18 protein-coding genes are annotated in these 23,490 nt (G+C 66.1%); 6 read left to right on the forward strand and 12 right to left on the reverse strand.

Going from position 1 to position 23,490, the window contains the following annotated elements; all coding sequences use genetic code 11:
• Positions 1–94: 94 nt before the first annotated feature.
• The 3 genes from I2487_RS04280 to ychF form a co-directional block, all read right to left on the reverse strand.
• The gene (locus I2487_RS04280; RefSeq protein ID WP_207169391.1) at positions 95–2,137 is read right to left on the reverse strand and encodes a DUF262 domain-containing protein; all 2,043 of its coding nucleotides are present in this window, start codon (positions 2,135–2,137) and stop codon (positions 95–97) included.
• A 1-nt stretch (position 2,138) separates the two neighbouring features.
• Positions 2,139–3,479: a DUF262 domain-containing protein gene (locus tag I2487_RS04285; protein ID WP_207169392.1), complete on the reverse strand. Its 1,341-nt coding sequence runs from the start codon at positions 3,477–3,479 to the stop codon at positions 2,139–2,141.
• A gap of 463 nt (positions 3,480–3,942) precedes the next feature.
• Positions 3,943–5,028, reverse strand: coding sequence for a redox-regulated ATPase YchF (ychF, locus tag I2487_RS04290; RefSeq protein WP_207169393.1), 1,086 nt, complete (start codon positions 5,026–5,028; stop codon positions 3,943–3,945).
• A 254-nt stretch (positions 5,029–5,282) separates the two neighbouring features.
• Between ychF and betT the strand changes: the two genes are divergently transcribed.
• Genes betT through I2487_RS04305 form a run of 3 tightly spaced genes read left to right on the forward strand, consistent with a single transcriptional unit; the run spans position 5,283 to position 10,460 of the window.
• Positions 5,283–7,427: a choline BCCT transporter BetT gene (gene betT, locus I2487_RS04295; RefSeq protein WP_207169394.1), complete on the forward strand. Its 2,145-nt coding sequence runs from the start codon at positions 5,283–5,285 to the stop codon at positions 7,425–7,427.
• A 9-nt stretch (positions 7,428–7,436) separates the two neighbouring features.
• Complete coding sequence (locus tag I2487_RS04300; protein ID WP_207169395.1) at positions 7,437–8,930, forward strand: aldehyde dehydrogenase family protein; 1,494 nt, start codon at positions 7,437–7,439, stop codon at positions 8,928–8,930.
• A gap of 9 nt (positions 8,931–8,939) precedes the next feature.
• A complete protein-coding gene (locus I2487_RS04305) occupies positions 8,940–10,460 on the forward strand; it encodes a GMC oxidoreductase (protein ID WP_207173010.1) in 1,521 nt (506 codons plus the stop codon).
• A gap of 167 nt (positions 10,461–10,627) precedes the next feature.
• Here I2487_RS04305 and I2487_RS04310 read toward each other — a convergent pair whose 3' ends face one another.
• The gene (locus I2487_RS04310) at positions 10,628–11,401 is read right to left on the reverse strand and encodes a histidine phosphatase family protein (protein ID WP_207169397.1); all 774 of its coding nucleotides are present in this window, start codon (positions 11,399–11,401) and stop codon (positions 10,628–10,630) included.
• Positions 11,402–11,504: 103 nt separating this feature from the next.
• On the opposite strand from I2487_RS04310, the gene I2487_RS04315 reads away from it, so the two are divergent.
• Positions 11,505–12,722: a DNA recombination protein RmuC gene (locus tag I2487_RS04315; RefSeq protein ID WP_207169398.1), complete on the forward strand. Its 1,218-nt coding sequence runs from the start codon at positions 11,505–11,507 to the stop codon at positions 12,720–12,722.
• 100 nt (positions 12,723–12,822) lie between these two features.
• On the opposite strand, the gene I2487_RS04320 is transcribed toward I2487_RS04315, so the two are convergent.
• The 5 genes from I2487_RS04320 to I2487_RS04340 all read right to left on the reverse strand — a co-directional run bounded on the left by I2487_RS04320 (position 12,823) and on the right by I2487_RS04340 (position 18,826).
• Positions 12,823–14,484 carry an SLC13 family permease gene (locus I2487_RS04320; protein WP_207169399.1) on the reverse strand — a complete coding sequence of 554 codons (1,662 nt, stop codon included), beginning with the start codon at positions 14,482–14,484 and terminating at the stop codon, positions 12,823–12,825.
• A 135-nt stretch (positions 14,485–14,619) separates the two neighbouring features.
• A complete protein-coding gene (locus I2487_RS04325; RefSeq protein ID WP_218624088.1) occupies positions 14,620–15,807 on the reverse strand; it encodes an MFS transporter in 1,188 nt (395 codons plus the stop codon).
• Positions 15,804–16,568, reverse strand: coding sequence for a sulfite exporter TauE/SafE family protein (locus I2487_RS04330; protein ID WP_255545933.1), 765 nt, complete (start codon positions 16,566–16,568; stop codon positions 15,804–15,806). The genes I2487_RS04325 and I2487_RS04330 overlap by 4 nt, the downstream gene beginning before the upstream one ends.
• A 134-nt stretch (positions 16,569–16,702) precedes the next feature.
• Entirely contained in the window at positions 16,703–17,827 is a 1,125-nt protein-coding gene (locus I2487_RS04335) for a 4-hydroxy-3-methylbut-2-enyl diphosphate reductase (RefSeq protein WP_255545934.1), read from the reverse strand.
• A 9-nt stretch (positions 17,828–17,836) separates the two neighbouring features.
• Positions 17,837–18,826 (reverse strand): hypothetical protein, encoded by a 990-nt coding sequence (locus I2487_RS04340; protein WP_207169400.1) that lies wholly within the window; start codon positions 18,824–18,826, stop codon positions 17,837–17,839.
• 73 nt (positions 18,827–18,899) lie between these two features.
• Between I2487_RS04340 and xseA the strand changes: the two genes are divergently transcribed.
• Both xseA and I2487_RS04350 read left to right on the forward strand, forming a co-directional pair.
• Entirely contained in the window at positions 18,900–20,240 is a 1,341-nt protein-coding gene (xseA, locus tag I2487_RS04345) for an exodeoxyribonuclease VII large subunit (protein ID WP_207169401.1), read from the forward strand.
• Between the two features lie 11 nt (positions 20,241–20,251).
• A complete protein-coding gene (locus tag I2487_RS04350; protein WP_207169402.1) occupies positions 20,252–20,527 on the forward strand; it encodes an exodeoxyribonuclease VII small subunit in 276 nt (91 codons plus the stop codon).
• A 26-nt stretch (positions 20,528–20,553) separates the two neighbouring features.
• Here the strand turns inward: I2487_RS04350 and I2487_RS04355 are convergent, their stop codons facing one another.
• From I2487_RS04355 to I2487_RS04365, 3 genes are all read right to left on the reverse strand, one after another.
• Complete coding sequence (locus I2487_RS04355; RefSeq protein WP_207169403.1) at positions 20,554–20,928, reverse strand: VOC family protein; 375 nt, start codon at positions 20,926–20,928, stop codon at positions 20,554–20,556.
• Positions 20,929–21,351: 423 nt separating this feature from the next.
• Positions 21,352–22,854 (reverse strand): SLC13 family permease, encoded by a 1,503-nt coding sequence (locus tag I2487_RS04360; RefSeq protein WP_207169404.1) that lies wholly within the window; start codon positions 22,852–22,854, stop codon positions 21,352–21,354.
• 90 nt (positions 22,855–22,944) lie between these two features.
• The coding region (locus I2487_RS04365) for an aminotransferase class I/II-fold pyridoxal phosphate-dependent enzyme (protein WP_207173011.1) at positions 22,945–23,490 on the reverse strand (546 nt) is incomplete at its 5' end.

A 23,490-nucleotide genomic window follows, 5' to 3' on the forward strand; every position in this document is an offset into this window, starting at 1 on the left:
TCTCCCGGGTCTGCATCAACACGAGGAGCTTACCGAAGCCTTGAGTTCGCAATTTCGCTCTTCTAAGGTACGTACTCCATGCGGGCGGCGGCGATCAGATACCGGAAACTGATCGAGTCCGCTCTCTTGCCAATGCCCCGCGCAACAACTCCACCATCTCCTCGTGATGAGCGCGCACATCCGCATCGTTCCAACTCCCTGTCTCCGCACGCCGTGCCATCAGCTCAAGCTTCAGGCTCTGCCGGCGAGCATCGTGGTTGTTCGCCTTCTGCGCGGGGAGGTAGTTGCTGAATTTCGAGTTTGTCCTCACAGTAACCAGCGCCAAGTTTCCAAACCAATCGAGAAGGTGCGGATCCTCTAAGCGGTATGCGAATGAGGAGTGCTCGATGTCCTCGGTGCCCGGAGAGAAGTGCTCCACGGAGGTGCGATAGCTGAAGGTGAAGCCCCATTGGTTCATCTCCTCCACCAGCAGGTAGTCCAGGTAAGTGAACACGATGCGCGGGATGGCGAAACCGAGCGCCATCCCATCCGGGCCGGTCCCTTCCTTGTCCAGGTCCGGAGTCATCGCTTCGCGCAGGCGCTCGCAAGCAAGGGACTCAAGATGATCGAGGAATCCCTGAGCTGTGATTGGTTCACCGTGATCGGCGAGCTCGGTGACGTAGCGCAGCGCTTCGGTCATCCAGTGCATGGTGCGCGGGGAGGTATAGGTGATGCGCAGCGCCGACTGCAACAGCAGGATCCGTCGGTTCAGGTTGCGGGAGCCGGCACCCGATTCGTCCGCAGCGAATGTAGAGGGGTATCGGGGGGTGTCCTGAAATTTGTTGCCACGACGGGACGATCCTTGCGCGAGCCGGCACAACGACCAGTTTCCGGGTTCTTCGTCCGTGGTGGATTCGTGCCCGGTGGTCAGCGTCGCATCACGCTTAAGGATGAACTGGTCGAATAGGTAGCGGATGCGTAGCAGGTCCGTGGTGAACTCGCGCACCCAGTCCATACGCTCCGACGGCGGCAGTGAATCGACGCGGGCAGAGAAGCGCTGGACTAACAGTTTGTCATCGAGCTGACGGTCATCCTCCTGCGCAGAGTCGCCCCCTGTTCCCTTCACCGCGAGAACCTGCAGAAGCAGAGTTGAGAACGTGATCTGCGATGTGAATCGCTCACCTGCGTCGACATCTTCTGACTTAGCCGTGTCGGTGATCTGAGAGTAGGCAGCCACTGCAGCGTCTAGCGTTAGCGCCGTGGTTTCGAGCGTGTGCGAAGTATCGTCGGCGACGCGCGAGGCTCCGCCTGAGGGGGTATCGATGAGCTGTGCACGCAAGCGGGAGAAGTCTGCTGTCGGAATTTGGTCCCAGCCGGGGCCAAGGACTTCTGCGCGTTGAGAGGTGCTGCCGGTGGTGACGCTCATCCCGACGTAGTGCTCCATGTCGGAGCATGCGGTCCAGACGCGGTTCAACAAGGCGCGATCGAGGGGGTCAGGAAGGCAGCGGAGGAGTCGCGCCTTGACGATGTCCACGGGACTGAGCTGCGTACCGCGGGTATTCATGATCTCGAAGTACCGGTTCAGATCGGTGCTGCTGTCAATAGGCATGCGGACGATGAGAACCCTGGTGAGCAGATAGTCGATCACCCGAGACGTCTGTAAACGGTCCCCGCTGGTCCCGCCGTCCAGTAGCTGTTCGATGATCGTCGAAGCACGGCGGATACCAGAGTCCTCTCGATCCTTCTCACCCTCCACCGGCTTCTTGTTCGTATCGGCAACGCCGCGAAGAGCGCGGGTGGCCTTCTCCCGTGCCTCGTAGGTGAGTGGTTGAAGCGGACCGATGGACTCCTTCAGTCCTGGCCGGGAGGAGAGCTTGACCAGCAGGATGTACAAGGTGGTCAAACGCTGCTGTCCGTCGATCACGTCGAGCGGCTTATCAGTCCGTTGCGGACGGGCAACGACGAGATTGCCGAGGAAATAGTCCTTGGGCTCCTCCTGCTCGGCTTCGTCTAAGACGTCGTGGATCAGCCGGTGTATTTGCTCCTCGCCCCAGGTGTAATTGCGCTGGTAGAGAGGGACCGAATAGCTGGGCGCATCAGGACTGAAGAGCTGCCCGACGGGGACGGCCTGGACGTCATGATCAATGGTCTGTGTCATCTCAGCGGGACTCCCTTAGCAGGGTGAGTAGCCGAGCGTCCTCGGGGTTGTCAGTCCGGGGCGTGTTCGGGGCGTTCATGTTCTCCAGCTCGATCTCCCGCGGATCGAGACTGTCGCGGATGGCGGAGAACAGGTTCACGTTGTTCAGACCTTCCAGATTGGCGCTAAGCCCTCGCGCGTAGTTGTCCGTGGTTCTCCAGCCCAAACGCTCGTATGCCAACCGGAGGGCGAATGCCCAGCGGAAGAGGTGGCGTCGTACCTGCGGCATATCAGCCTCTGAGTACTTGTTGGTGTAGTAGAGGGCCGCAGCGACGTATAGCTCCCGGCAGTACCTAAATCGCGCCCCGTCGTGGAAGACCGTGAGATCCGCACTCGTAAGACCAGCTGTGTTGGCATCCGAAAAGAGTTCCTCGTCCAACCGCTGATACTCCCCGAGCATGAACGCGGCGTAGTCGAAGAAGGACTTGCCCGCAGCGACCGGAGCATCAAGCTGGTGCTGGGCACGCTTGAGATCTCTGCGGGTCACTGGGTCGGCATCAGGATGGGACCACTCTTGTAAACCGGGGAGCACCACTTTGGCAGCGCGATGGTATTCAGCCCCCGGCAGGCGACGGGTCGACCTGCCGACTCCTTTGAATAGATTCAGGTCATCAGTAGTAAATGCATGCGCTGACATGTTGCGGCTCCACCAGTGAATGCGGGCCAGGTAGGTGCCGAAGAGTCGGTCCAGGTCGTTCTCATCCGCCTTCTCCCATTGCTCGACCACGGCGCGCTGCTCGGCGATGCTCGCATCCGCCATTTCTCGCAGGTGGAAGGCCTTGAGCAGGTCATGCGGACGCAGTGACTTACCCCGGAAGTTCTGTGAGTCGAAGAACTGGAATGCCTCATCCTCGTCATCGGTGACGATTCTCAAAACCTTAGCGTCGGCGTCGAGGAAATCCCGGTACCTTGCGAAGCGCCTGGAAGAACGTTCGAGGTCAGAGACTCGACGTGAGAGTTCCTGGTGGACGTGGTGGATCGGGGTGTCCCCTGATTGGAGATGGGGGATCCTCTGACCGCGCAAAAGCGCCCGCAGCATGTGGAGGGTCAGGATTCGTTGCTGCCCATCAACCACCTCGAAATGCGACTCCTGCGGACGGCTCAGGAGGATCACGGTTCCCATGATGTAAGGGTGCTCCGGCCTGGTATCGAGAGCCTCCGCGACATCCGTGAACAGCTGTGCCGCGACGCGTGGGGACCAGGAGTACGGGCGTTGAAAATCGGGTATGCGCAGATCTGGAGCGTAAGTGCCAAGCAACTCGTCGACAGAGACGAACTGCAGCATTTCTTTGTTGATCGCCATGATGTCGACCGTAGTGGATAGATGGGACCGGGGTCGGGCGTGACACCGGAACGTGCAGTTGGCGCTTGTGTGGACGCAAGAGCGTCTCGTGCGGGTTCCAATGTACTGGGCCAGGGCTTAGGCGAGCCTGGTAACAATCCACACTTGACCGCGCTCCTTTGTGAGCCGATCCCTCGTCGAATTGCCGAGGTCTGTTTCAGAGGAGGCATTGAATCAGAAGCCTTGGGAGGTGCGCATCTCCCGAGAAGCTGGAACCGAGCAGAAAGTGGTCCCTTGTGCCCTAACGGCGGCCGATTTTTGACGGCGAGACATAGGCTGAATTGACTTCCGCTCCTGCGCGGATCCCGCTGGCGAAGAAGCCAATTCAGCACAAGTAATTCCGATTAACTAAAAGTGGATCAGAACTCGAATTTTTATCTCAAATTGAGGACAGAAGCCAAAACTCCTGGTCGGGAACGTATTTTTACACGTTAAACCGGAACTCCACCACGTCGCCGTCCTTCATGATGTATTCCTTGCCCTCGATCCGGACCTTGCCGGCAGACTTCGCATCGGCCATAGACCCAGCGGCCACCAGGTCCTCGAAGTTGACGATCTCGGCCTTGATGAAGCCGCGCTGGAAGTCGGTGTGGATCACGCCGGCGGCCTCGGGCGCCGTCGCTCCCTTGTTGACCGTCCAGGCGCGGGTCTCTTTGGGCCCGGCGGTGAGGTAGGTCTGCAGCCCGAGCGTGGCGAAGCCGACGCGGGCCAGCTGGTCCATGCCGGACTCTTCCTGGCCGTTGAGCTCCAGCATCTCGCGGGCCTCCTCCTCGGAGAGCTCCACGAGGTCGGCCTCAAGCTTCGCGTCGAGGAACACGGCGTCAGCCGGGGCGACCAGCGCCGCCAGCTCGGCCTGCTTCTCGGCGGAGTTCAGCACGCCTTCGTCGGCGTTGAACACGTAGATGAAGGGCTTGGCGGTGAGCAGGTTCAGCTGGGAAAGGTGCTCCATCTCCAGCTTGTCCTTGGTGATGGAGCTGAAGATGGTGTCACCGCGCTCCAGGGTCTTCTGCGCGACCAGGTAGGCGTCCAGGGTGGCCTGCTCGGCCTTGCGCCCCTTGACCTGCTTCTCCAGCTTCGGGATCGCGTTCTCCATGGTCTGGAGGTCAGCCAGGATCAGCTCGGTGTTGATGGTCTCCATGTCCGAGGTGGGATCCACCTTGCCGTCCACGTGGATGACGTTCTCGTCCTCGAAGACCCGGACCACCTGGGCGATCGCGTGGGCCTCACGGATCGTGGCCAGGAACTGGTTGCCCAGCCCCTCCCCCTCGGAGGCGCCCTTGACGATCCCGGCGATGTCGACGAAGGACACCGTGGCGGGAAGGATCTTCTGCGAGCCGAAGATCTTCGCCAGCTCATCAAGCCGCTCATCAGGCAGATTCACGATGCCCACATTGGGCTCGATGGTCGCGAACGGGTAGTTCGCCGCCAAGATCGACTGACGAGTCAGCGCGTTGAACAGGGTCGACTTGCCCACATTGGGTAGTCCTACGATTCCGATAGTCAAAGCCACGGTCACCTAACCTACCGTCCCTTGGCCCCCGCGGCGACTTCCAGGGCCTTTCCGCCTCTGACCAGCGCACCTTAGAATGAGACTCCGTTCAGCATGTGGACCAGGTCCCCGGAGTTTCTGGAGATTCGGATCACATCTACCGCCCTCTGGTGCCGCGGACGCGGCCATCCCGTGTCTAAGATGCCTGAGGCTCCATCACTCGAACCTATTGATACACAAGCGCACTCACTCAGCACCGGAAGGAACACAATTTCATGGCATCGGCCACGCAAGACGTCCCCAGCGACGTCCCGAGCGATGTCCAGGGGGACGGCTCGTCAGGTACTCCTGCACGCTCGAAAGTGAATCTGCCGGTCTTCATCGGCTCCGCGGCGATCATCATCGCCTTCACCCTGTGGGCCTGGTTGGCGCCAGACACCGCCTACACCACGCTGGAATCCGTCTTCCTCTGGATCGGCGCGAACCTCGGCTGGTATTACATCCTCACCGCCGGCATCGTGGTGGTCTTCGTCCTGATCGTCGCCTTCTCCCGGGTCGGCCGGACCAAGATGGGACCGGATCACTCCACCCCGAAGTACAACCTCTTCACCTGGACGGCAATGCTCTTCGCCGCCGGCATCGGCGTGGACCTGATGTTCTTCGCGATCTCCGGACCTGCCACGAACCTCACCACCGCCCCCGGCGTGGAGGCCGGCTCCTCCGCGGCCACCGAGATGGCCGTGCTCTGGACGTTGTTCCACTACGGCATCCCCGGCTGGGCGATGTACGCGCTGATGGGCATGGCCTTCGGCCTGTTCGCCTACCGCTACCACCTGCCGCTGAGCATCCGCAGCGCGCTGTATCCGATCATCGGCAAACGCGCCCAGGGCGCCACCGGCGACGGCATCGAGATCGCGGCCGTCATCGGCACCATCTTCGGCATCGCCACCAGCCTCGGTATCGGCGTGGTCTTCCTCAACTACGGCCTGGAATGGCTCTTCGGGATAGAACAGGGCACCGGCGCGCAGATTGGGCTGATCGTGCTCGCGGTGATCGTCGTGATCGCCTCCTCCGTCTCCGGTGTGGACAAGGGCATCCGACGCCTCGCCGAGCTCAACGTGGTCTTCGCCGTCGTGCTGCTGCTCTACGTGCTGATCGCCGGGGAGACCACCTACCTGCTCAATGCGCTGGTCAAGAACGTCGGCGACTTTGCCGCATTCTTCCCCTCGATGCTGCTGAACACCTTCGCCTACGATCCGCCCGAGGGTGAGTGGCTGGAATGGTGGACGCTGTTCTTCTGGGCCTGGTGGATCGCCTGGGCCCCCTTCGTGGGCCTCTTCCTGGCCCGGATCTCTCGCGGCCGCACGCTGCGCCAGTTCGTCATCGGTACCCTGATCATCCCGTTCGGCTTCATCCTGCTGTGGATCTCGATCTTCGGCAACGGCGCCATCTGGGAGTTCCTGCAGGGCAACACCGAGTTCATCACCGCCGCGGTGGAGAGCCCGGAGGCCAGCTACTACCTGCTGCTCGAGCAGTACCCCGGTGCGACCTTCACCATCGGGCTCTCGGTGATCACCGGTCTGCTGTTCTACATCACCTCCGCCGACTCCGGCGCCCTGGTGATGGCGAACTTCACCTCCAAGCCGCTGAGCCATTCCGACGACGGCGCCCCCTGGCTCCGCGTGTTCTGGGCGCTGGCCACCGGTGCGCTCACCCTGGCGGTGCTGATGCTCGACGGGGTCTACACCCTGCAGATGGCCACGGTGATCATCGGACTGCCGTTCTCGGTCGTGATGTACCTGCTGATGGTGGGCATCTGGCGGGCGCTGCAGATGGAGCGCTATAACCGGGAATCTCGCGAGGCCACCCTGCCCTGGATGGTCTCCGAGCGCAGCCAGGACTCCGGCGAGCGCGGCGGGCTGAGCTGGCGCCGTCGTCTGGCCCGGGGCATGCACTTCCCTTCCGCGAAGCAGGCCACCGAGTTCGTCGAGACCGTGGCAGCTCCTGCCGTGGAGGATGTGGCCGCAGAGCTGCGCGAACAAGGAGCAGAGGTCAGCTGCGAACGCGGCCTGGTGCCGGACACCCAGATCCCGCACATCGATCTGCACGTCTACTTCGGCGAGCAGACCGAGTTCAAGTACCAGGTCTACCCGATCGCGTACTCGGTGCCGAGCTTCGCACGCAGCATGCGCCCCACCGAGGAGACCTACTACCGTGTGGAGACGTTCTCCGCCACCGGCTCGGAAGGTCATGACCTCATGGGCTACACCCGGGAGCAGGTCATCGCCGATGTCCTGGACTCCTACGAACGGCACCTGACCTTCCTCACCATGAGTGAGGAAGGCGGGCAGTCCTCCTCGCTGCACACCGGCAGCAACATCCCAGACGACTGGGACCACGACCGCACCAACGGAAGCTGAGGATCACACATGAGCACAGCAGAACAGGTCGCCACGCTGTTCATCGACGGGAAATGGGTCGCAGCCCAGTCCGGCGAGACGCGCACCATCCACTGCCCCGCAGACGGCTCCGAAGTGGGTGTGGTCTCCGAGGCCGGTGAGGCCGACACCCTCGCCGCGATCGCCGCCGCACGCAAGGCCTTCGACTCCCACGTCTGGGCCGACACCCCCGCCGCTGAGCGCGGAGCCTTCGTGCTGGCCGTGGCCGACGCCATCGAGGCGCGCAAGGACGAGTTCGCCCGCGCCGAGGCGCTGGACACCGGCAAGCGCTTCGTCGAGGCGCAGATCGACATGGACGACATCATCGGCTGCTACCGGCACTTCGGGAAGCTCGCCGACGCCGAGGCCGGCCGCCTGGTCGACGCCGGGGACCCCACCGTGATCTCCCGGGTCGTCTACGAGCCGGTCGGGGTCTGCGGAATGATCACCCCGTGGAACTACCCGCTGCTGCAGGCGGCCTGGAAGATGGCCCCCGCCCTGGCCGCGGGCAACAGCTTCATCCTCAAGCCCGCGGAGCTGACCCCGCACACCGGCATGCTGATCATGGACGTCTATGACTCCCTGGGCCTGCCCGCCGGTGTGGCGAACCTGATCACCGGCGCCGGCGCCACCGCAGGTGCGCCGCTGTCCTCCCACCCGGATGTGGACATGGTGTCCTTCACCGGAGGCGTGGTCACCGGTCGCAAGATCGCCGCCACCGCCGCAGAGACCGTGAAGAAGGTCGCCCTGGAGCTCGGCGGCAAGAACCCCAACGTGGTCTTCGCCGATGCCGACTTCGACGCCGCGGTGGACAACGCACTCAACGCCGGCTTCGTGGACTCCGGGCTGGTCTGCTCCGCAGGCACCCGGCTGATCATCGAGGAGTCGATCAAGGAAAAGTTCGTCGCCGAGCTGGTCCGTCGCGCGGAGCACATCCGGATGGGCGGGCCCTTCGAGGAGACCGCCGAGACCGGGCCGCTGATCTCCGCCGAGCACCGCCAGAAGGTGTATGACTATACCCAGCGCGGCATCGAGGAGGGCGCCACGCTGCGCACCGGGCACCACTTCGGCGGCGAGGAGCACCGCAACGGCTACTTCTACGCCCCCACCGTGCTCGACGACGTCAAGCGCGGCATGTACGTGGTGAAGGAGGAGGGCTTCGGCCCGGTGATCACCGTGGAGACCTTCACCACCGAGGCCGAGGCCATCGAGACCGCGAACGACACCATCTACGGCCTGGCCGGAGCGGTCTGGACCTCGGACAGCGGCACCGCCCACCGGGTGTCCTCCCGGCTGCGCCACGGCACCATCTGGATCAACGACTACCACCCCTACCTGCCGCAGGCGGAATGGGGCGGATTCAAGCAGTCCGGTGTCGGCCGCGAGCTGGGCCACATGGGGCTGGACGAGTACCGCGAGGCCAAGCACATCTACGAGAACACCGAACCCGCCGTCACCGGCTGGTTCAGCATGCCGGAGAAATAAGGAGACCCCGTGGAGAACACTTACGACTACGTCGTGATCGGCGGCGCCGAAGACCCTAACGTCACGGTGGCCCTGCTGGAAGCAGGTCCCACCGATGCGGACAAGCCCGAGGTGCTGCAGCTCAACCGCTGGATGGAGCTGCTGGAATCCGGCTACGACTGGGACTACCTCATCGAGCCCCAGGAGAACGGCAACTCCTTCATGCGTCACGCCCGCGCCAAGGTGCTCGGCGGCTGCTCCTCGCACAACTCCTGCATCGCCTTCTGGGCGCTGCGCGAGGACATGGACGAATGGGAGGCGAAGGGCGCCACCGGCTGGAACGCGGAGTCCACCTACCCGCTGTTCAAGCGTCTGGAGACCAACGACGCCCCCGGGGACCACCATGGCCGCAGCGGCCCGGTGAACCTGATGACCATCCCCCCGGAGGACCCCTGCGGGGTGGCGCTGCTGGACGCCTGTGAGGAGAACGGTATCCCCCGGGTGGCGTTCAACACCGGAGAGACCGTGCTCAAGGGCGCGAACTTCTTCCAGATCAACCGCAAGGAAGACGGCACGCGATCCTCCTCCTCGGTGTCCTACCTGCACCCGATCCTGGACCGCCCCAACCTGAGCATCCTCACCGATAACTGGGTGCGCGAGATCATCTTCGATGGTGATCGCGCCGTGGGCGTGGACACGGTGGACAACGCCTTCGGCCGGGCCCGGCGGATCAGTGCGAACAAGGAGATCGTGCTCTCCGCGGGCGCCATCGATTCCCCGAAGCTGCTGATGCTCTCCGGGATCGGACCCGCAGAGCACCTGGCGGAGTTCGGGATCCAGGCACGCGTGGACTCCCCCGGTGTGGGCGAGCACCTGCAGGACCACCCCGAGGCGGTCATCGCATGGGAGGCCAAGCAGCCCATGACCGAGGACTCCTACCAGTGGTGGGAGATCGGGATCTTCGCCTCCACCCGGGAGGGACTGGACCGACCGGACCTGATGATGCACTACGGTTCGGTGCCCTTCGACATGCACACGCTGCGTCAGGGCTACCCCAGCGCGGACAACACCTTCTGCCTGACCCCGAACGTCACTCACGCGAAGTCCCGCGGAACGGTGCGGCTGCGCTCGAAGGACTACCGGGACAAGCCCAAGGTCGATCCGCGCTACTTCACCGATGCCGAGGGCCACGACATGCGCGTGGCCGTGGAGGGCATCAAGCTGGCCCGCCAGATCGCGGCGCAGCCTGCCCTGGCGGAGTGGGCCGGTCGCGAGCTCTTCCCCGGGCAGGAGACCCAGACTGATGAGGAGCTGGCCGACTATGTGACCCGTACGCACAACACGGTCTACCACCCGGCCGGGTCCGTGCGGATGGGCGCCGACGACGATGCGATGTCACCGGTGGACTCCCAGCTGCGGGTCAAGGGCGTTCAGGGCCTGCGGGTCGCCGACGCCTCGGTGATGCCGGAGCTGACCACGGTGAACCCGAACATCACCACCATGATGATCGGTGAGCGCTGCGCGGACCTGATCAAGGCGGCCCACGCCTAGATCTCGTGCTCTGCCCGGTTTTCGCCGGGCACTCCCACATCGAGTGGGCGATCTGAGGGAAATATTCGGCCCCCACGGGCTGAAAGTTCCCGAAGATCGCCCACTCGATGTGTTTGAGGGCTCTTTGCAGAGGAGGCTCGGTCCTCCGGTGGTTCGCCGGCTGGCCCTCAGATCGCGGTGGACGGCCCCGGATGGGACAGCTCGGGGTTCAGCAGCTCCGGGGAGAGGTTGATCAGCCGCAGCCTGGCGTGATCGGCGATCTGCTCATCGCTCAGCGCCCGGATCGCGCGGGCCTCGGCGTCGTCGTCGTGGTCCTCGTCCAGCCCGGAGTTCGGCAGCGAGGAGGACACCGGGCCCTTGCTGAGCGGGATGTCGAGCACCGTGACCGAGGCCGGGGTCAGCGGGATGAACTGGCTGCGATCGATCAGCCCGAGCCCCTCGAAGAGCACCCGCAGCGCCGCTCCGTGGGAGACGGCGACGGCGGTGCGCACTTCGAAGCCGAGGTCCGCCGAGGCCGTGGGGGCGATCTCCGCGGTGGCTCGCACGATGTCGGCGAAGGCGCCGGTCATCCGGGCCTGCAGCGCCTGGTGGGTCTCCCCGCCGGCCGGGGTGTAGCTGCCCGCGCGCCAGCCCTCGAAGTTCTCCGGCTCGGCGTCACGGATCTGCGCGGCGTAGGCGCCCTCCCACTCCCCCAGGTTCTGCTCGCGCAGCTCGTCCCAGATGCGCGGGGTCAGGTCCAGGCCGAACTCGGCGAAGGTCTGCTGGGTGCGGACCAGGCTGGAGACGTGGGCCTGTGCGGGCTGCTGGGCGCGGATGAAGGCGCCGGTGGTGCGCGCCTGCAGCGCCCCGGAGTCGGACAGCTCGATGTCCGAGTGGCCCTGCAGCCGGTGTGCCTTGTTCCACTCGGTCTCGCCATGGCGGACCAGCAGGATGCGAATCATGGATCTCCTCGGGATTTCTTGGGATCGGGTGCTCACCTGGGGAGGTTCACCCTCAGGTTCTCTCGCGCCAGACTATGTCAGTGCCCGGTGACATGCTGGTGCCATGACCTTTCCGTACTTCATCTCCGTCCTCCTGCTCGGTGTGCTGCTCGGCGTCCTGGGGACCATGCTGGTGCTCTACCTGCTGCGCCGCGGCATCGAGGACGCGGCTCAGCTGCGCACCCAGCTCCACGGCGCGCAGGCAGAGCTGGCTGATTCCCAGCAGCGGCTCGTGGGGGTGCAGCAGGAGCTGGCCACCGCGGAGGGCCGGCTCTGGGAGCTCGAGCGCCGGCGCGAGGAGGATTCCGAGGCTGAGCGGGAGCGCGAGACGCTGGTGGAGATGCTGCACCCGGTGCGCCAGGGCGTCACCGAGATGCACCGCCGGGTCCAGGAGCTGGAGACCGAGCGGGCCGCGCAGCATTCCCGGCTCTCCCAGCAGCTGACCTCCGCAGCGGAGACCGATGCGCGGATCATCGAATCCACCCAGGCGCTGCTGGGCAGCCTGCACTCCACCTCGGCGCGCGGACACTGGGGTGAGGTCCAGCTGCGCCGCGTCGTGGAGTCCGCCGGGATGCTCCCGCATGTGGACTTCACCGAACAGTTCAGCGGACGCGGCGCCGACGGGCAGCTGCTGGTCCCCGACATGGTGGTGCACCTGCCCGGTGGGCGCCAGCTGGTGCTCGATGCGAAGGCCCCGCTGAACGCCACAGATCCCAAGGCGCAGGCCAAGGCGCTGCGCTCCCGGGTCGATGAGCTGGCGAAGAAGCGCTACTGGGAGGCCGTGGACCTCTCCCCCGATGTGGTGTTCTGCTTCGTCCCGGCCGAGTCGCTGCTCTCGGCGGCGATGGAGGCGGATCCGATGCTGCTTGATGACGCGCTCTCCAAGGGCGTCACCCTGGTCTCTCCCGCCTCGCTGCTGGCCTCGCTGAAGGCCGTCTCCGCGGCCTGGCGGCAGGAGCGGCTGGCGCAGAACATCCGCGAGGTCGTGGATCACTCCCGCGACCTCTACCGCCGGCTGGCGAAGATGAGCGAACACCTGTCCCGCACCGGGGACCGGCTGCGCCAGGCCGTGACAGCGTACAACTCGCTGATCGGCAACATCGAACGCCAGGTGCTGCCCAAGGTGGAGGCGATGAGCCGGCTGGAGGTCGGTGAGCCCACCGCGACCTCCGCCGAGGGGCTGCTGGAGGACCTCGGCGAGACCCTGAGCGCCACCACCGTGACCACCGAGGTCAATCCGCTGGGTCCCCGGCTGGAGGCCGAACGGACGCAGGAGTCATAGCACCCGGACTGTCACACCGGGGCGAGAGATCTCCCCACTTCACGAAAGGGGGCAGCAGCCGCGATGTGCGGCTGCTGCCCCCTTTCGTTGCTGACCAGGCCTACAGAGTCAGTCCGAAGACCCAGACCAGGATGGTCATGCACACCGCGGTGATGATCACGACGCCGGCCACGTTGAGCCAGACGCCGCCCTTGATCATCTGGCCGATCGTCACATAGCCGGAGCCGTAGGCGATCGCGTTCGGCGGCGTGGCCACCGGCAGCATGAAGGCGCAGGTCGCGGCCAGCGCCACGGGTGCCGCGAGGATCAGCGGGTCCACTCCGGTGCCCATCGCCACCCCGGAGGCCACCGGAAGGAAGGTGGCCGCCGTCGCGGTGTTCGAGGTCATCTCGGTGAGCACCAGGATGCCCAGCGCGGCGACCAGCACCAGGACCCAGACCGGGATCCCGGCGAGGCCCTCGACCTGGCTGCCGAGCCAGACGGAGAGCCCGGAGTTGCCGAACTGCGCGGAGAGCGCCAGGCCGCCGCCGAAGAGCAGCAGCACGCCCCAGGGGAGCTTGGCGGCGTACTCCCAGTCCAGCAGGCGCACGCCTTTGGCGGCGCCGCCGGGCAGCAGGAAGAGCAGCAGTCCCACGACCATGGCGATGCCGGCATCGGAGATGAACGGGTCTTCCATGTCGAGCAGGTTCGTGGAGATCAGCGGAATGAAGACCCAGGAGAGCGCGGCAAGCACAAAGATGATCAGCACCCGGACCTCTGCGGCGGACATCGGGCCCAGCTTGCGCAGCTCCTCGCGGATCAGGTCGCTGCCGCCGGGGATGTCGTCGATCTCGGGGCGGAAGAGCACCCGGGTGAGCAGGACCCAGGCGATGACCAGCATGATGATCGAGATCGGCACGCCCACGAGCATCCACTGGCCGAAGCCGATGGTGAGGTCGTGGTTGGCCGCCATGTGACCGGCGAGCAGCGCATTGGGCGGGGTGCCGATGATGGTGCCCAGGGAGCCGATCGAGGCCGCGTAGGCGATGCCGAGCATCAGGGCGGTGCCGAAGTTGGACTTCAGCGCGTTGTTGGTCTCCTCGTCGTCCGCCTGCTTGGCCGTGGCCGGGTCCTCGCCCTTCATGATCTTGCTGACCAGCATCAGCACCGAGACGCCGATGGGCAGCATCATCACCGCGGTGGCCGTGTTGGAGACCCACATGGAGAGGAAGCCGGTGGCGATCATGAATCCGGCGATCAGGTTCACCGGCTTGGAGCCCATGGCGCGCAGGGTCATCAGCGCGATCCTGCGGTGCAGATTCCAGCGCTGCATCGCCAGGGCGAGCATGAAGCCGCCCATGAACAGGAAGATGATGTTGTTGCCGTAGCTGGCGCCGACGTCGTCCACCGAGACCCCGCCCACGGCCTCCTCGGCGCCGCCGAAGTCCCCGGCGGGCACCAGCAGCGGGAAGATGATCAGCGGCAGCAGCGCGGTGGCCGGGATCGGGATCGCTTCGGTCATCCACCACACGGCCATCAGCACGGCGGTGGCGGCGGTCAGCCGGGGCCAGACCTCCATGTCCCCGGGCATCACGGTGTAGACCAGCAGCGCCAGGGCGACGCCGCCGATGAGCCCGATCATCCGGCGCAGCAGAGCCGGGCGATCCAGGCCCTCGGCGCGGGCACCGACCGAGAGCTCCTGGGATTCGGCCTCGGACTGCGTGCGGGGGTCGTATTTCTTCAGGTGGTCACCTGAGACGCGGGAACGCGGAGGCGTCGTCATTGCCGGTACTCCTGCTGGTGCGGTATGGGATTCTGCGCTACCGGGTGATAGGGCTCACAGAGTCTACGGGGGCTCCGGGTAAGTTGCCACTTTGAACCGATGAGAGGCCGCCCCAGCTCAGCTTGGTGAGCGCGCTCAGTCCTTGGGAAGGACGACGGCGGCCAGCACGGTCGCGATACCGGCGAGCCCGAGCACCATCAGCACCGTCCCGAACCAGCCCGCGGCGTTCAGCGCGGTGCCGCCGAGGTAGCCGAAGAGCGAGGAGCCGCCGTAGTAGCCGAGGTTGTACAGCGAGGCCGACTGGGCGCGGCCCGCCGTGGCCGCCGCGCCGACCCAGCCCGAGGCCACCGCGTGGGCGGCGAAGAATCCCGCGGTGAGCACCACCGTGCCCAGGATGATCACCCACAGCTGCGGCACCAGGGTCAGGGTGACGCCGGCGATCATGATCAGGTTCCCCGCGAGCAGCACCGGTTTGCGCGAATACCGGGCCGCCAGTCGCCCGGCGCGCGGTGAGGACCAGGTTCCGGCCAGGTAGGCGAGGAAGACGAAGGAGGCGATCCACAGCGGGATCGAATACGGCGGCGCGGAGAGGTGGAAGCCCAGGAAGTTATACATCGCCACGAACCCGCCCATGGTGAGGAACCCCTGCAGGTAGAGGGTCCACAGGGTGGGTGAGCGCAGGTTCCCGGTCAGGGCCGGCAGGATCTCCCGCAGCCGGGCCCGACGCGGAGTGAAGTTCAGCGCGGTGGGCGCCAGCCGGAGAAACACCAGCACGCAGGCCACGGCGATGACCGTGACGGTGAGCATCCCGACCTTCCACCCGAGCTGCTCCCCCACCGGAGCCGCCACGATCCGCCCAGTCAGTCCGCCCAGGGAGGTTCCCGAGATGTAGGTGCCGGCCGCGGCCACCGCGATCTTGGGACTGACCTCCTCGTTGAGATATGCCACGGCCAGTGCCGGGACACCGCCGAGCATGAACCCTTCGATGAAGCGCATCACCAGGGCCAGCTCGAAACCCTGGCTGACGAACAGCACGGGCATCAGCACCGCCAGGAGCCCGAAGAAGCAGGCGAGGCTGATCGCCCAGATCATCGCCTTCTTCCGCCCGTGGGCGTCGCCGATATAGGACCAGGGGATCACCCCGAGGGCGAGCCCGAGGGTCGCGGCGGAGATCATCAGCGCGGCGCGGTCGGCCGAGACCTCCTGCTCCGCCGCGATCAGCGGCAGCAGCCCCTGCGGGGAGTAGAGCTGGGCGAAGGTGGCCACCCCGATGAAGAACAGTGCGATCAGCAGCCGACGGCTGTGCGCGCTCTGCGCCGTCAACCCAACACGTCCATGGTGCCGCGGATGATCGCCCCTGCTCCGCCGAGTCCGGCCAGGGTCATCGCCAGCGTCCTGGCGGTGGGGATGGACACGCGTTTGGCCAGCTGGGTGCCGAGCAGGATGCCAGCGATGACGGTCACCACGATCACCGGGAACAGCCAGCCCAGCGGCGGCCCGGCCTGTCCGTTGACCTGCACCGAGCCCATCAGCAGCTTGGTGATCACCGAGACCGCGCCCATGGTCATGAAGATCGGCTGCAGGGTGGCGGCGAAGCTGCGATGCTCCCAGCGCGAGACGCGGGAGTAGATGACCATCACCGGCCCGGCGACGCCGGAGGTGGTGTTGAAGAACCCGCCGAGCAGCCCGGCGACCAGTCCTGCCCCGCGGCCGGGCAGATGCGGCAGCCTGGGCAGCGCGAAGGTCACCAGCAGGGCGAAGACCACGATCGCGCCGACGATGATCGAGAGCCAGCCGGCGCTGAGCTGCCCGACCACCCAGGCGCCTGGGATCGCGCCGAGCACCGCCGCGGGCATGATCAGCCAGAAGCGTCGCCAGTCGACGTGGGACCAGACCGCGATCATGATCAGGCCGCCGGAGACGAAGGTGGTCATGTTGGTGACCAGCACGCCGAAGGCGGGACCGAGCAGTATCGAGAGCACCGGGGCGACCACCAGGCCCACCCCGGTCCCGGAGACCCGTTGCAGGATGGTGCCGATCAACACCGCGGCCGCGATCACCGCAGTCATGCCCAGCACCGTCATGGACTCATCGTATGTCAGCCCAGGTCATGCCCACGTCGCATGGCCTGTCGCCTCGCCGGCACGCTTCACCGACACCGGCACACGGCACAGCTGCTCGATCGTCGTGGGCGGGGCGCTCTGGGGTCCCGTGGAGCTCAGGAGGTGGAGCAGGCGCTGCGCTTGCGGCCGCCGACGCCGACGTCGTCGTGCCCGGCCTGGGTGAGCGCCTTGCGGATCTCCTTGGGCAGCGAGAACACGATGTCCTCCTCGGCGGTGACGACCTCTTCGACCTGGCCGTAGCCGTAGTCGGCGAGCAGCCGCAGCACGTCGTCGACCAGCACCTCGGGGACCGAGGCTCCTGAGGTGACCCCGATCGTCGCGGCCTCCTGGAACCAGGTCTCATCGACCTGGTTGGCGTAGTCCACGCGCTCGGCCCGGGCGGCGCCATACTCCTTGGCCACCTCTTTGAGGCGCACCGAGTTCGAGGAGTTCTCCGAGCCCACCACGATCACCAGGTCCGACTGCGGGGCGACCTTCTTGATCGCCGCCTGCCGGTTGGAGGTGGCGTAGCAGATGTCATCCGAGGGCGGATCCTGCAGCTTCGGGAAGCGCTCGCGCAGCTTCTGCACGGTCTCCATGGTCTCGTCCACCGAGAGCGTGGTCTGGGAGAGCCAGATCAGCTGCTCGGGGTTGCGCACCTGGAGGTCATCGACCTCCCAGGGACCGTTGACGATCGTCATGTTGTCCGGGGCCTCGCCGTAGGTGCCCTCGACCTCTTCGTGGCCTTCGTGGCCGATCAGCAGGATCTCGTAGTCGTCCCGGGCGAAGCGCACAGCCTCGCGGTGGACCTTGGTGACCAGTGGGCAGGTCGCGTCGATGGTCTGCAGGCTCCGGCTCTCGGCCAGGTCCTTGACCGCCGGGGAGACGCCGTGGGCCGAGAAGACGAGCAGCGCGCCCTCGGGCACCTCATCGGCCTCCTCGACGAAGATCACGCCCTTCTCCTGCAGGGTCTCCACCACGTGGCGGTTGTGCACGATCTCCTTGCGCACATAGACCGGGGCTCCGTAGGTCTCCAGGGCCTTCTCCACGGCGATGACCGCCCGGTCCACGCCGGCGCAATAGCCGCGCGGTGCCGCGAGCAGCACCTTGCGCGGGCCGGTGAACGTGGACTCTGCGGCCACCTCCTCGGGGCTGCGGCGCCTGCGGGGCACCATCGGCATGGGGACCGCGATGTGCTGTCGCCGGGCCGGAGCGTCGGGGGCGGTGGCAGTGGAAGTCATGCCCCGAGTCTACCGGCGGGGGCCTGGGGCCGTCACACCGTGTCCCTGGTTGACGCCGGGATCCCGGCGATGGCGTGAGGCGCCGCTGCCGGCCGCCGCGCTGCCCAGCAGCCCGAGGACGACGGCGGCGCCCGCCGCGCCGCTGAAGATCCACCAGGCCGGCTGGGCCCAGCCGGTGATCTGGCTCTCGAGATGATCCACCAGAGATTGGGTGGCAGCATCGGAGACCGTGCCGAACTCCGGCGCGGCGACGGTGAGTCCGACCCACAGTCCCAGCCCCAGGCCGAGCAGACCGCCGAGGGTCAGCGCGACCCATCGGCTGCGACCCGGCCCCAGCAGCAGTCCGACCGCGACCATGATCCCGGAGAACACCGCCAGCACCAGCCAGTGCTTGCTGAGCTCGGCCAGCAGCGCCCAGGTGTAGGGATCGGCGTTCTCTCCAATGCTGGCCTCGATGTCGACCACCAGCTCGGGGGCGAGGAACTCGAAGCTGGAGGTGTCCAGGAACGGCAGCCAGCCCAGCGCGGAGTCCAGGCCCTCGCGCAGCGGCCCGGTCATGGCCTCTGCCATCGGGCTCAGGTCCACGGCGAGGTCGAGGTCGCTGGCATCTCCGGTGGTGCCCCGATCGAACATGGTCTCCAGCTGCGCGGTGTAGTCCGCCCGGGTGCCCTGCAGGGTCTCGTTCCAGGCTGCGTCGACCTCCTCGTTCTCCAGCATCGAGGCCACGAGGGAATCCACCGCGGAGTCGGCTCGGTCACCGAGCAGATTCGACACCCCTCCGGGCAGCTCGGACTCCAGGCGATCCAGCAGCGTCTCGGAGACCAGCTCACTGAACCCCTGCTGCTGAGGCAGCTCACCGGCGATCTGCTCGATCGGCGCCTCCTCGCGCAGCAGCTGGTTGATCTGGAAACCGGCCAGGGACGCTGCCGCCAGCACCGCGGCCAGCAGCAGCGAGAGGACACTGAGCGCCTGGCGCATGTGGATAACTCCTTCAGCCATGTCAAGGGGGTGGCATAGGCTGTAAGCACCATAGCGAACCTTCCGTGAGACCGTCGAAGATCAAGGGCAGAACATGAGCGAGCCGGCACAGGCGCAGGACACCTCGGCAGAGACCCCCTGGGCGCTGAGCACCTACTCCGGGAAGCTCAAGGCCCATATCGAAGCGGCACCGCCGACCTGGGTCGAGGGCCAGCTGGTGGAGTTCAACCTGCGCAACGGCAACGCCTGGATGACCCTGCGGGACCTCGAGCAGGAGGTCTCCTTCTCCACGGTGGCCTGGCGCGGCGTGGCCGGGAGCCTCAACGGCACCGTGCAGCCGGGATCCAGGGTGGTGGCTCTGGTCAAGCCGAACCTGTATGAGAAGTCCGGTCGGCTCTCGCTGGTGGCCCAGCAGATGAAGCCGGTCGGGCTCGGTGACCTGCTGGCGAGGATCGAGCAGCTCAAACAGCGCCTCGCCGCCGAGGGCCTCTTCCGGGTGGACCGGAAACAGCCGCTGCCGGTGCTGCCGCTGCGGATCGGACTGATCACCGGCCGGAACTCCGACGCCAAGAAGGACATCCTGCGCAACACCCACGCCCGCTGGGCCGCCGCGCAGTTCGAGATCCGGGAGGTCGCGACCCAGGGGCCCAGCGCACCTGCGGAGGTCGCCGCGGCCCTGACCGAGCTCGACGCCGACCCGGCCGTGGAGGTGATCGTGATCGCCCGCGGCGGCGGCGCCCTGGAGGAGGTGGTGCTGCCCTTCTCCGACGAGCGACTGATCCGCGCCGTGGCCGCCGCCCATACCCCGGTCGTCTCGGCCATCGGGCACGAGGCGGACCGCCCGCTGCTCGACGAGGTCGCCGACATGCGCGTCTCCACCCCGACCGGCGCCGCGAAGCTGCTGGTGCCCGATGAGGCCCAGGAGCGCGAGGCGCTCACCCACGCCCGGGCACGCATGTCGGCCGGGGTCGAACGGCTCATCGGACGCGAGACCGAATGGCTGACCACGCTGCGCTCCCGGCCTGTGCTGGCCCAGCCGCAGGACATGATCACCGGTCGCGCCCAGGAGCTGGTGATGCTGCGTCGTCGGGCGCTCTTCGGCATGGAGACCGCGGTGCGCCGCGACACCGACTGGGTCGCGCAGACCCGGGCGAGGGTCCGCTCGCTCTCCCCGCAGTCCACCCTGGACCGTGGCTATGCCGTGGTCCAGACTCGCGGCGAGGCCGGCTGGGACGTGCTGCGCGACGCCGGCACCGTGGCGGTCGGGGATCAGCTGAGCATCATGGTCGCCTCCGGGGAGCTCACCGCCCGTGCCGAGGAGATCTACCCCGAGGACCGCCGAGCAGCCTCGGCCGAGCCGGGAACCCAGACCGAACAGTCCGCACGGACTCAGAAGACCGCACAGACCACACAGACCACACAGACTCAAAACTGAGAGGCAGCGCCATGACCGAGAACCACAGCAGCACCGAGGCCCCGGCCGCGAGGTCCACCGAGTTCAGCACCGCGCAGACCGAGGACATCGAGACGATGAGCTATGAGCGCGCCCGGGAGGAGCTGATCTCCGTGGTGACCAAGCTCGAGACCGGCGGCGCCCCGCTGGAGGAGTCACTGGCCCTGTGGCAGCGCGGCGAGGCCCTGGCCGACCGGTGCGAGCGTTGGCTCGACGGCGCCAGGACCCGCCTGGAGGAAGTCCGCGCAGAGCTGACCGAGGACCGCTAGGCCCGGCCTGGACTCCGCGCGGGAGATCACAGGTACGGCCGCGTGATGAGCTCCAAGAGGTGACCCGAGGGGTCAAGCAGGTACACCCCGCGTCCCCCATGTTCGGTGTTGGTCTGACCCGGGCGGGTCCGCTGGGGGTCCGCCCAATGCTCGACACCTCTCGACTGGATCTTGGTACAGGCGCGGTCGAAGTGATCGTCGTCGACCAGGAAGGCATAGTGCTGGGGCGGAAAATCCATCGGTGGCGCTGCAAACTGCGGCATGACACCGTCGGTGACGGTGAGGTTGGTGAAGAAGCCCCAGGACGGGGCATCCTCGGCTTCGAGCAGATCGCGATAGAAGTCGGCCATCGTGGCCGAGTCCAGGGACGCGATGATCGTGTGGTTGAAACGCGCTGTCATGATTCTCCTGGGTCTGTGTGGATGAGGCTGGGTCCCACAGATTCAAGGAGGTGCGCGGATCAGGGCACGACCAGGTTGCCGTTCCGGGAGCGGCCGATGAGGGCCTGGCTGGTCATCATGGACGGCATTCTAGCCAGGGGAGCTGCACCCTGACACCCACTCCCAGCCGACAAGAACCGGGCGGTGAGAGCGGCGGCCGGGACCAATGGGCCCGAACCGCTCAGGCGCGGAGTGCCGCGTCGCGGTAGTCCGCGAGGAACTCGGCGATCCCGGCGATCGCGTGTTCGAGGTTTTCCACCCCGGGCAGGGTGACCAGCCGGAAGTGGTTGTCGTCGATCCAGTTGAACGCCCGTCCGTGGGAGACCAGGATCTTCTGCTGACCGCCCCGGTGAGGTTGTGTAGTCCAGCGCTCGAAGTTCCCGATCAGATGCCGCTGGCAAGGACGATCGGCTGCCAGACCAGGATGAAGACCGAGATCAGGCTCAGCGCGATGATGTTCATCCAGAAGCCGGCCTTGACCATGTCGTCCATGTCCAGGTATTCCGAGGAGAACACGGCGGCGTTAGGAGGTGTGGAGATCGGAAGCATGAACGCGCAGCTGGAGGTCAGCGCGACCAGCGCCATGATCGCGAAGGGATCCACCCCCATGCCCAGGGCGAGCCCCACGCTGACCGGAATCAGCATGTTCGAGACGGCGGTATTGGACATGACCTCGGTCATGAAGAGCACGATCGCTCCCAGCACGACCACGATGAGGACGTAGGGCAGCACGTCGAGCCCACCGAGGATCTCACCGAACCACGGGGTGAGGTCGGAATCGTCGAAGGCCGCCGCGAGGGAGAGTCCACCTCCGAACAGCAGCAGGATGCCCCAGGGCAGGGCCTGCATGTCCTTCCACACCAGGATCCCGCCGCGCTTTCCATCCTCGTCGGTAGCCCGGGCGCGCAGCAGGAACATCGCGGTGGCACCGATCATGGAGATCGTGGTGTCTGTGAGCGGGATCCCCCATTCCTCGGGGATGAATCCGACGGTCATCCACATCGCGCCGACGAACCCGAAGATGGCCAGCACCGTCTTCTCCTCATAAGACATCGGACCCAGCTCCCGCAGCTGGTCCCGAGCGAAGTCTGGTGAGATCTCGGCCTGGGAGACGAGCCGGAACTGGACCTTGGAGAGGTAGAAGTAGAGCACCACCAGGAGCACCAGGGTCAGCGGAGCCGCGAAGACGAACCACTGCGCGAAGCTGACCGTGATGTCGAAGTGCAGCGAGGCCTGGGCGGCGAAGACCGCATTGGGGACCGAACCGATCAGGGTCGCCAGGCCGCCGATCGAGGCGGCGTAGGCGATGGACAGCAGCAGCCCCTTGGCGAACTTTTTCAGTCCTTCGTCATCGAAGAATCGCTTTTCCTTGACCTCTTCGATCAGCGCCAGGCCGATGGGCAGCATCATCAGGGCTGTGGCGGCGTTAGAGATCCACATCGACAATCCGGCGGTCGCGAGGATCACGCCGAGCATCAGGCGGTTGCCCTTCGTGCCGACCATCCGGATGATGGTCATCGCGATCCGCTTGTGCAGGTTCCACTTCTGGATCGCCAGGGCGATGGTGAAGCCGCCCATGTACATGAAGACGATCGGGTTCGCATAGGCCATAGCGGCCGTCTCTTCGTCGGTCCCGCCGGTCATCGGCAGCAGGAAGAGCGGCAGCAGCGAGGTCGCCGGGATCGGCAGCGCCTCGGTGATCCACCAGGAGGCGACCCACAGCGTCACCGCGAGCACGGCCCTGGGAGCGTCGTCGAGACCGGTGATCGCCGGGACGAAGTAGATCAGCGCGAAGAGCGCCGGGCCCAGCACCAGGCCTACTCGCCGTCGGCTCAGCAGCCGCGTCCGTTCCGCTGGCCTCACATCGGTCTTCGCGTTGGTCTCCATGAGGGCAGAGTGTTCCAGACCACAGAGCCCGACTCCAATTCAGGCCCCGGAGTCCAGCGCCAGCGAGCGGGCCAGCGCCCGCGGAACCGCTCAGGCGCGCAGTGCGGCGTCGCGGTAGTCCGCGAGGAACTCGGCGATCCCGGCGATCGCGTGTTCGAGGTCTTCCACCCCGGGCAGGGTGACCAGCCGGAAGTGGTTGTCGTCGATCCAGTTGAACGCCCGTCCGTGAGAGACCAGGATCTTCTGCTGACGCAGCAGCTCGATGACGAACTTCTCGTCGTTCTCGATCGGATAGATCTCTGGATCCAGCCGCGGGAAGAGATACAGCGCGCCGTCGGCCTGGTGGACCTTCACTCCCTCGATCTCGCGCAGCAGCCGGTAGGCCGTCTCCCGCTGCTCGAAGAGCCGCCCACCCGGGTCGATCAGGTCCTGGATGGACTGATGCCCGCCCAGGGCGGCCTGGATGGCGTGCTGGGCCGGGACGTTCGCGCACATGCGCATGTTCATCAGGAGGGTCAGGCCCTCCATGTAGTTCTTCGCCCGATGGGTGGGTCCGGAGACGTAGATCCAGCCCGAGCGGAAGCCGGCCACCCGCCAGGTCTTGGAGAGCCCGGAGAAGGTGATCGTGAAGACGTC

This window comes from Nesterenkonia sp. E16_10, from assembly GCF_017347085.1.
GTDB lineage: Bacteria > Actinomycetota > Actinomycetes > Actinomycetales > Micrococcaceae > Nesterenkonia.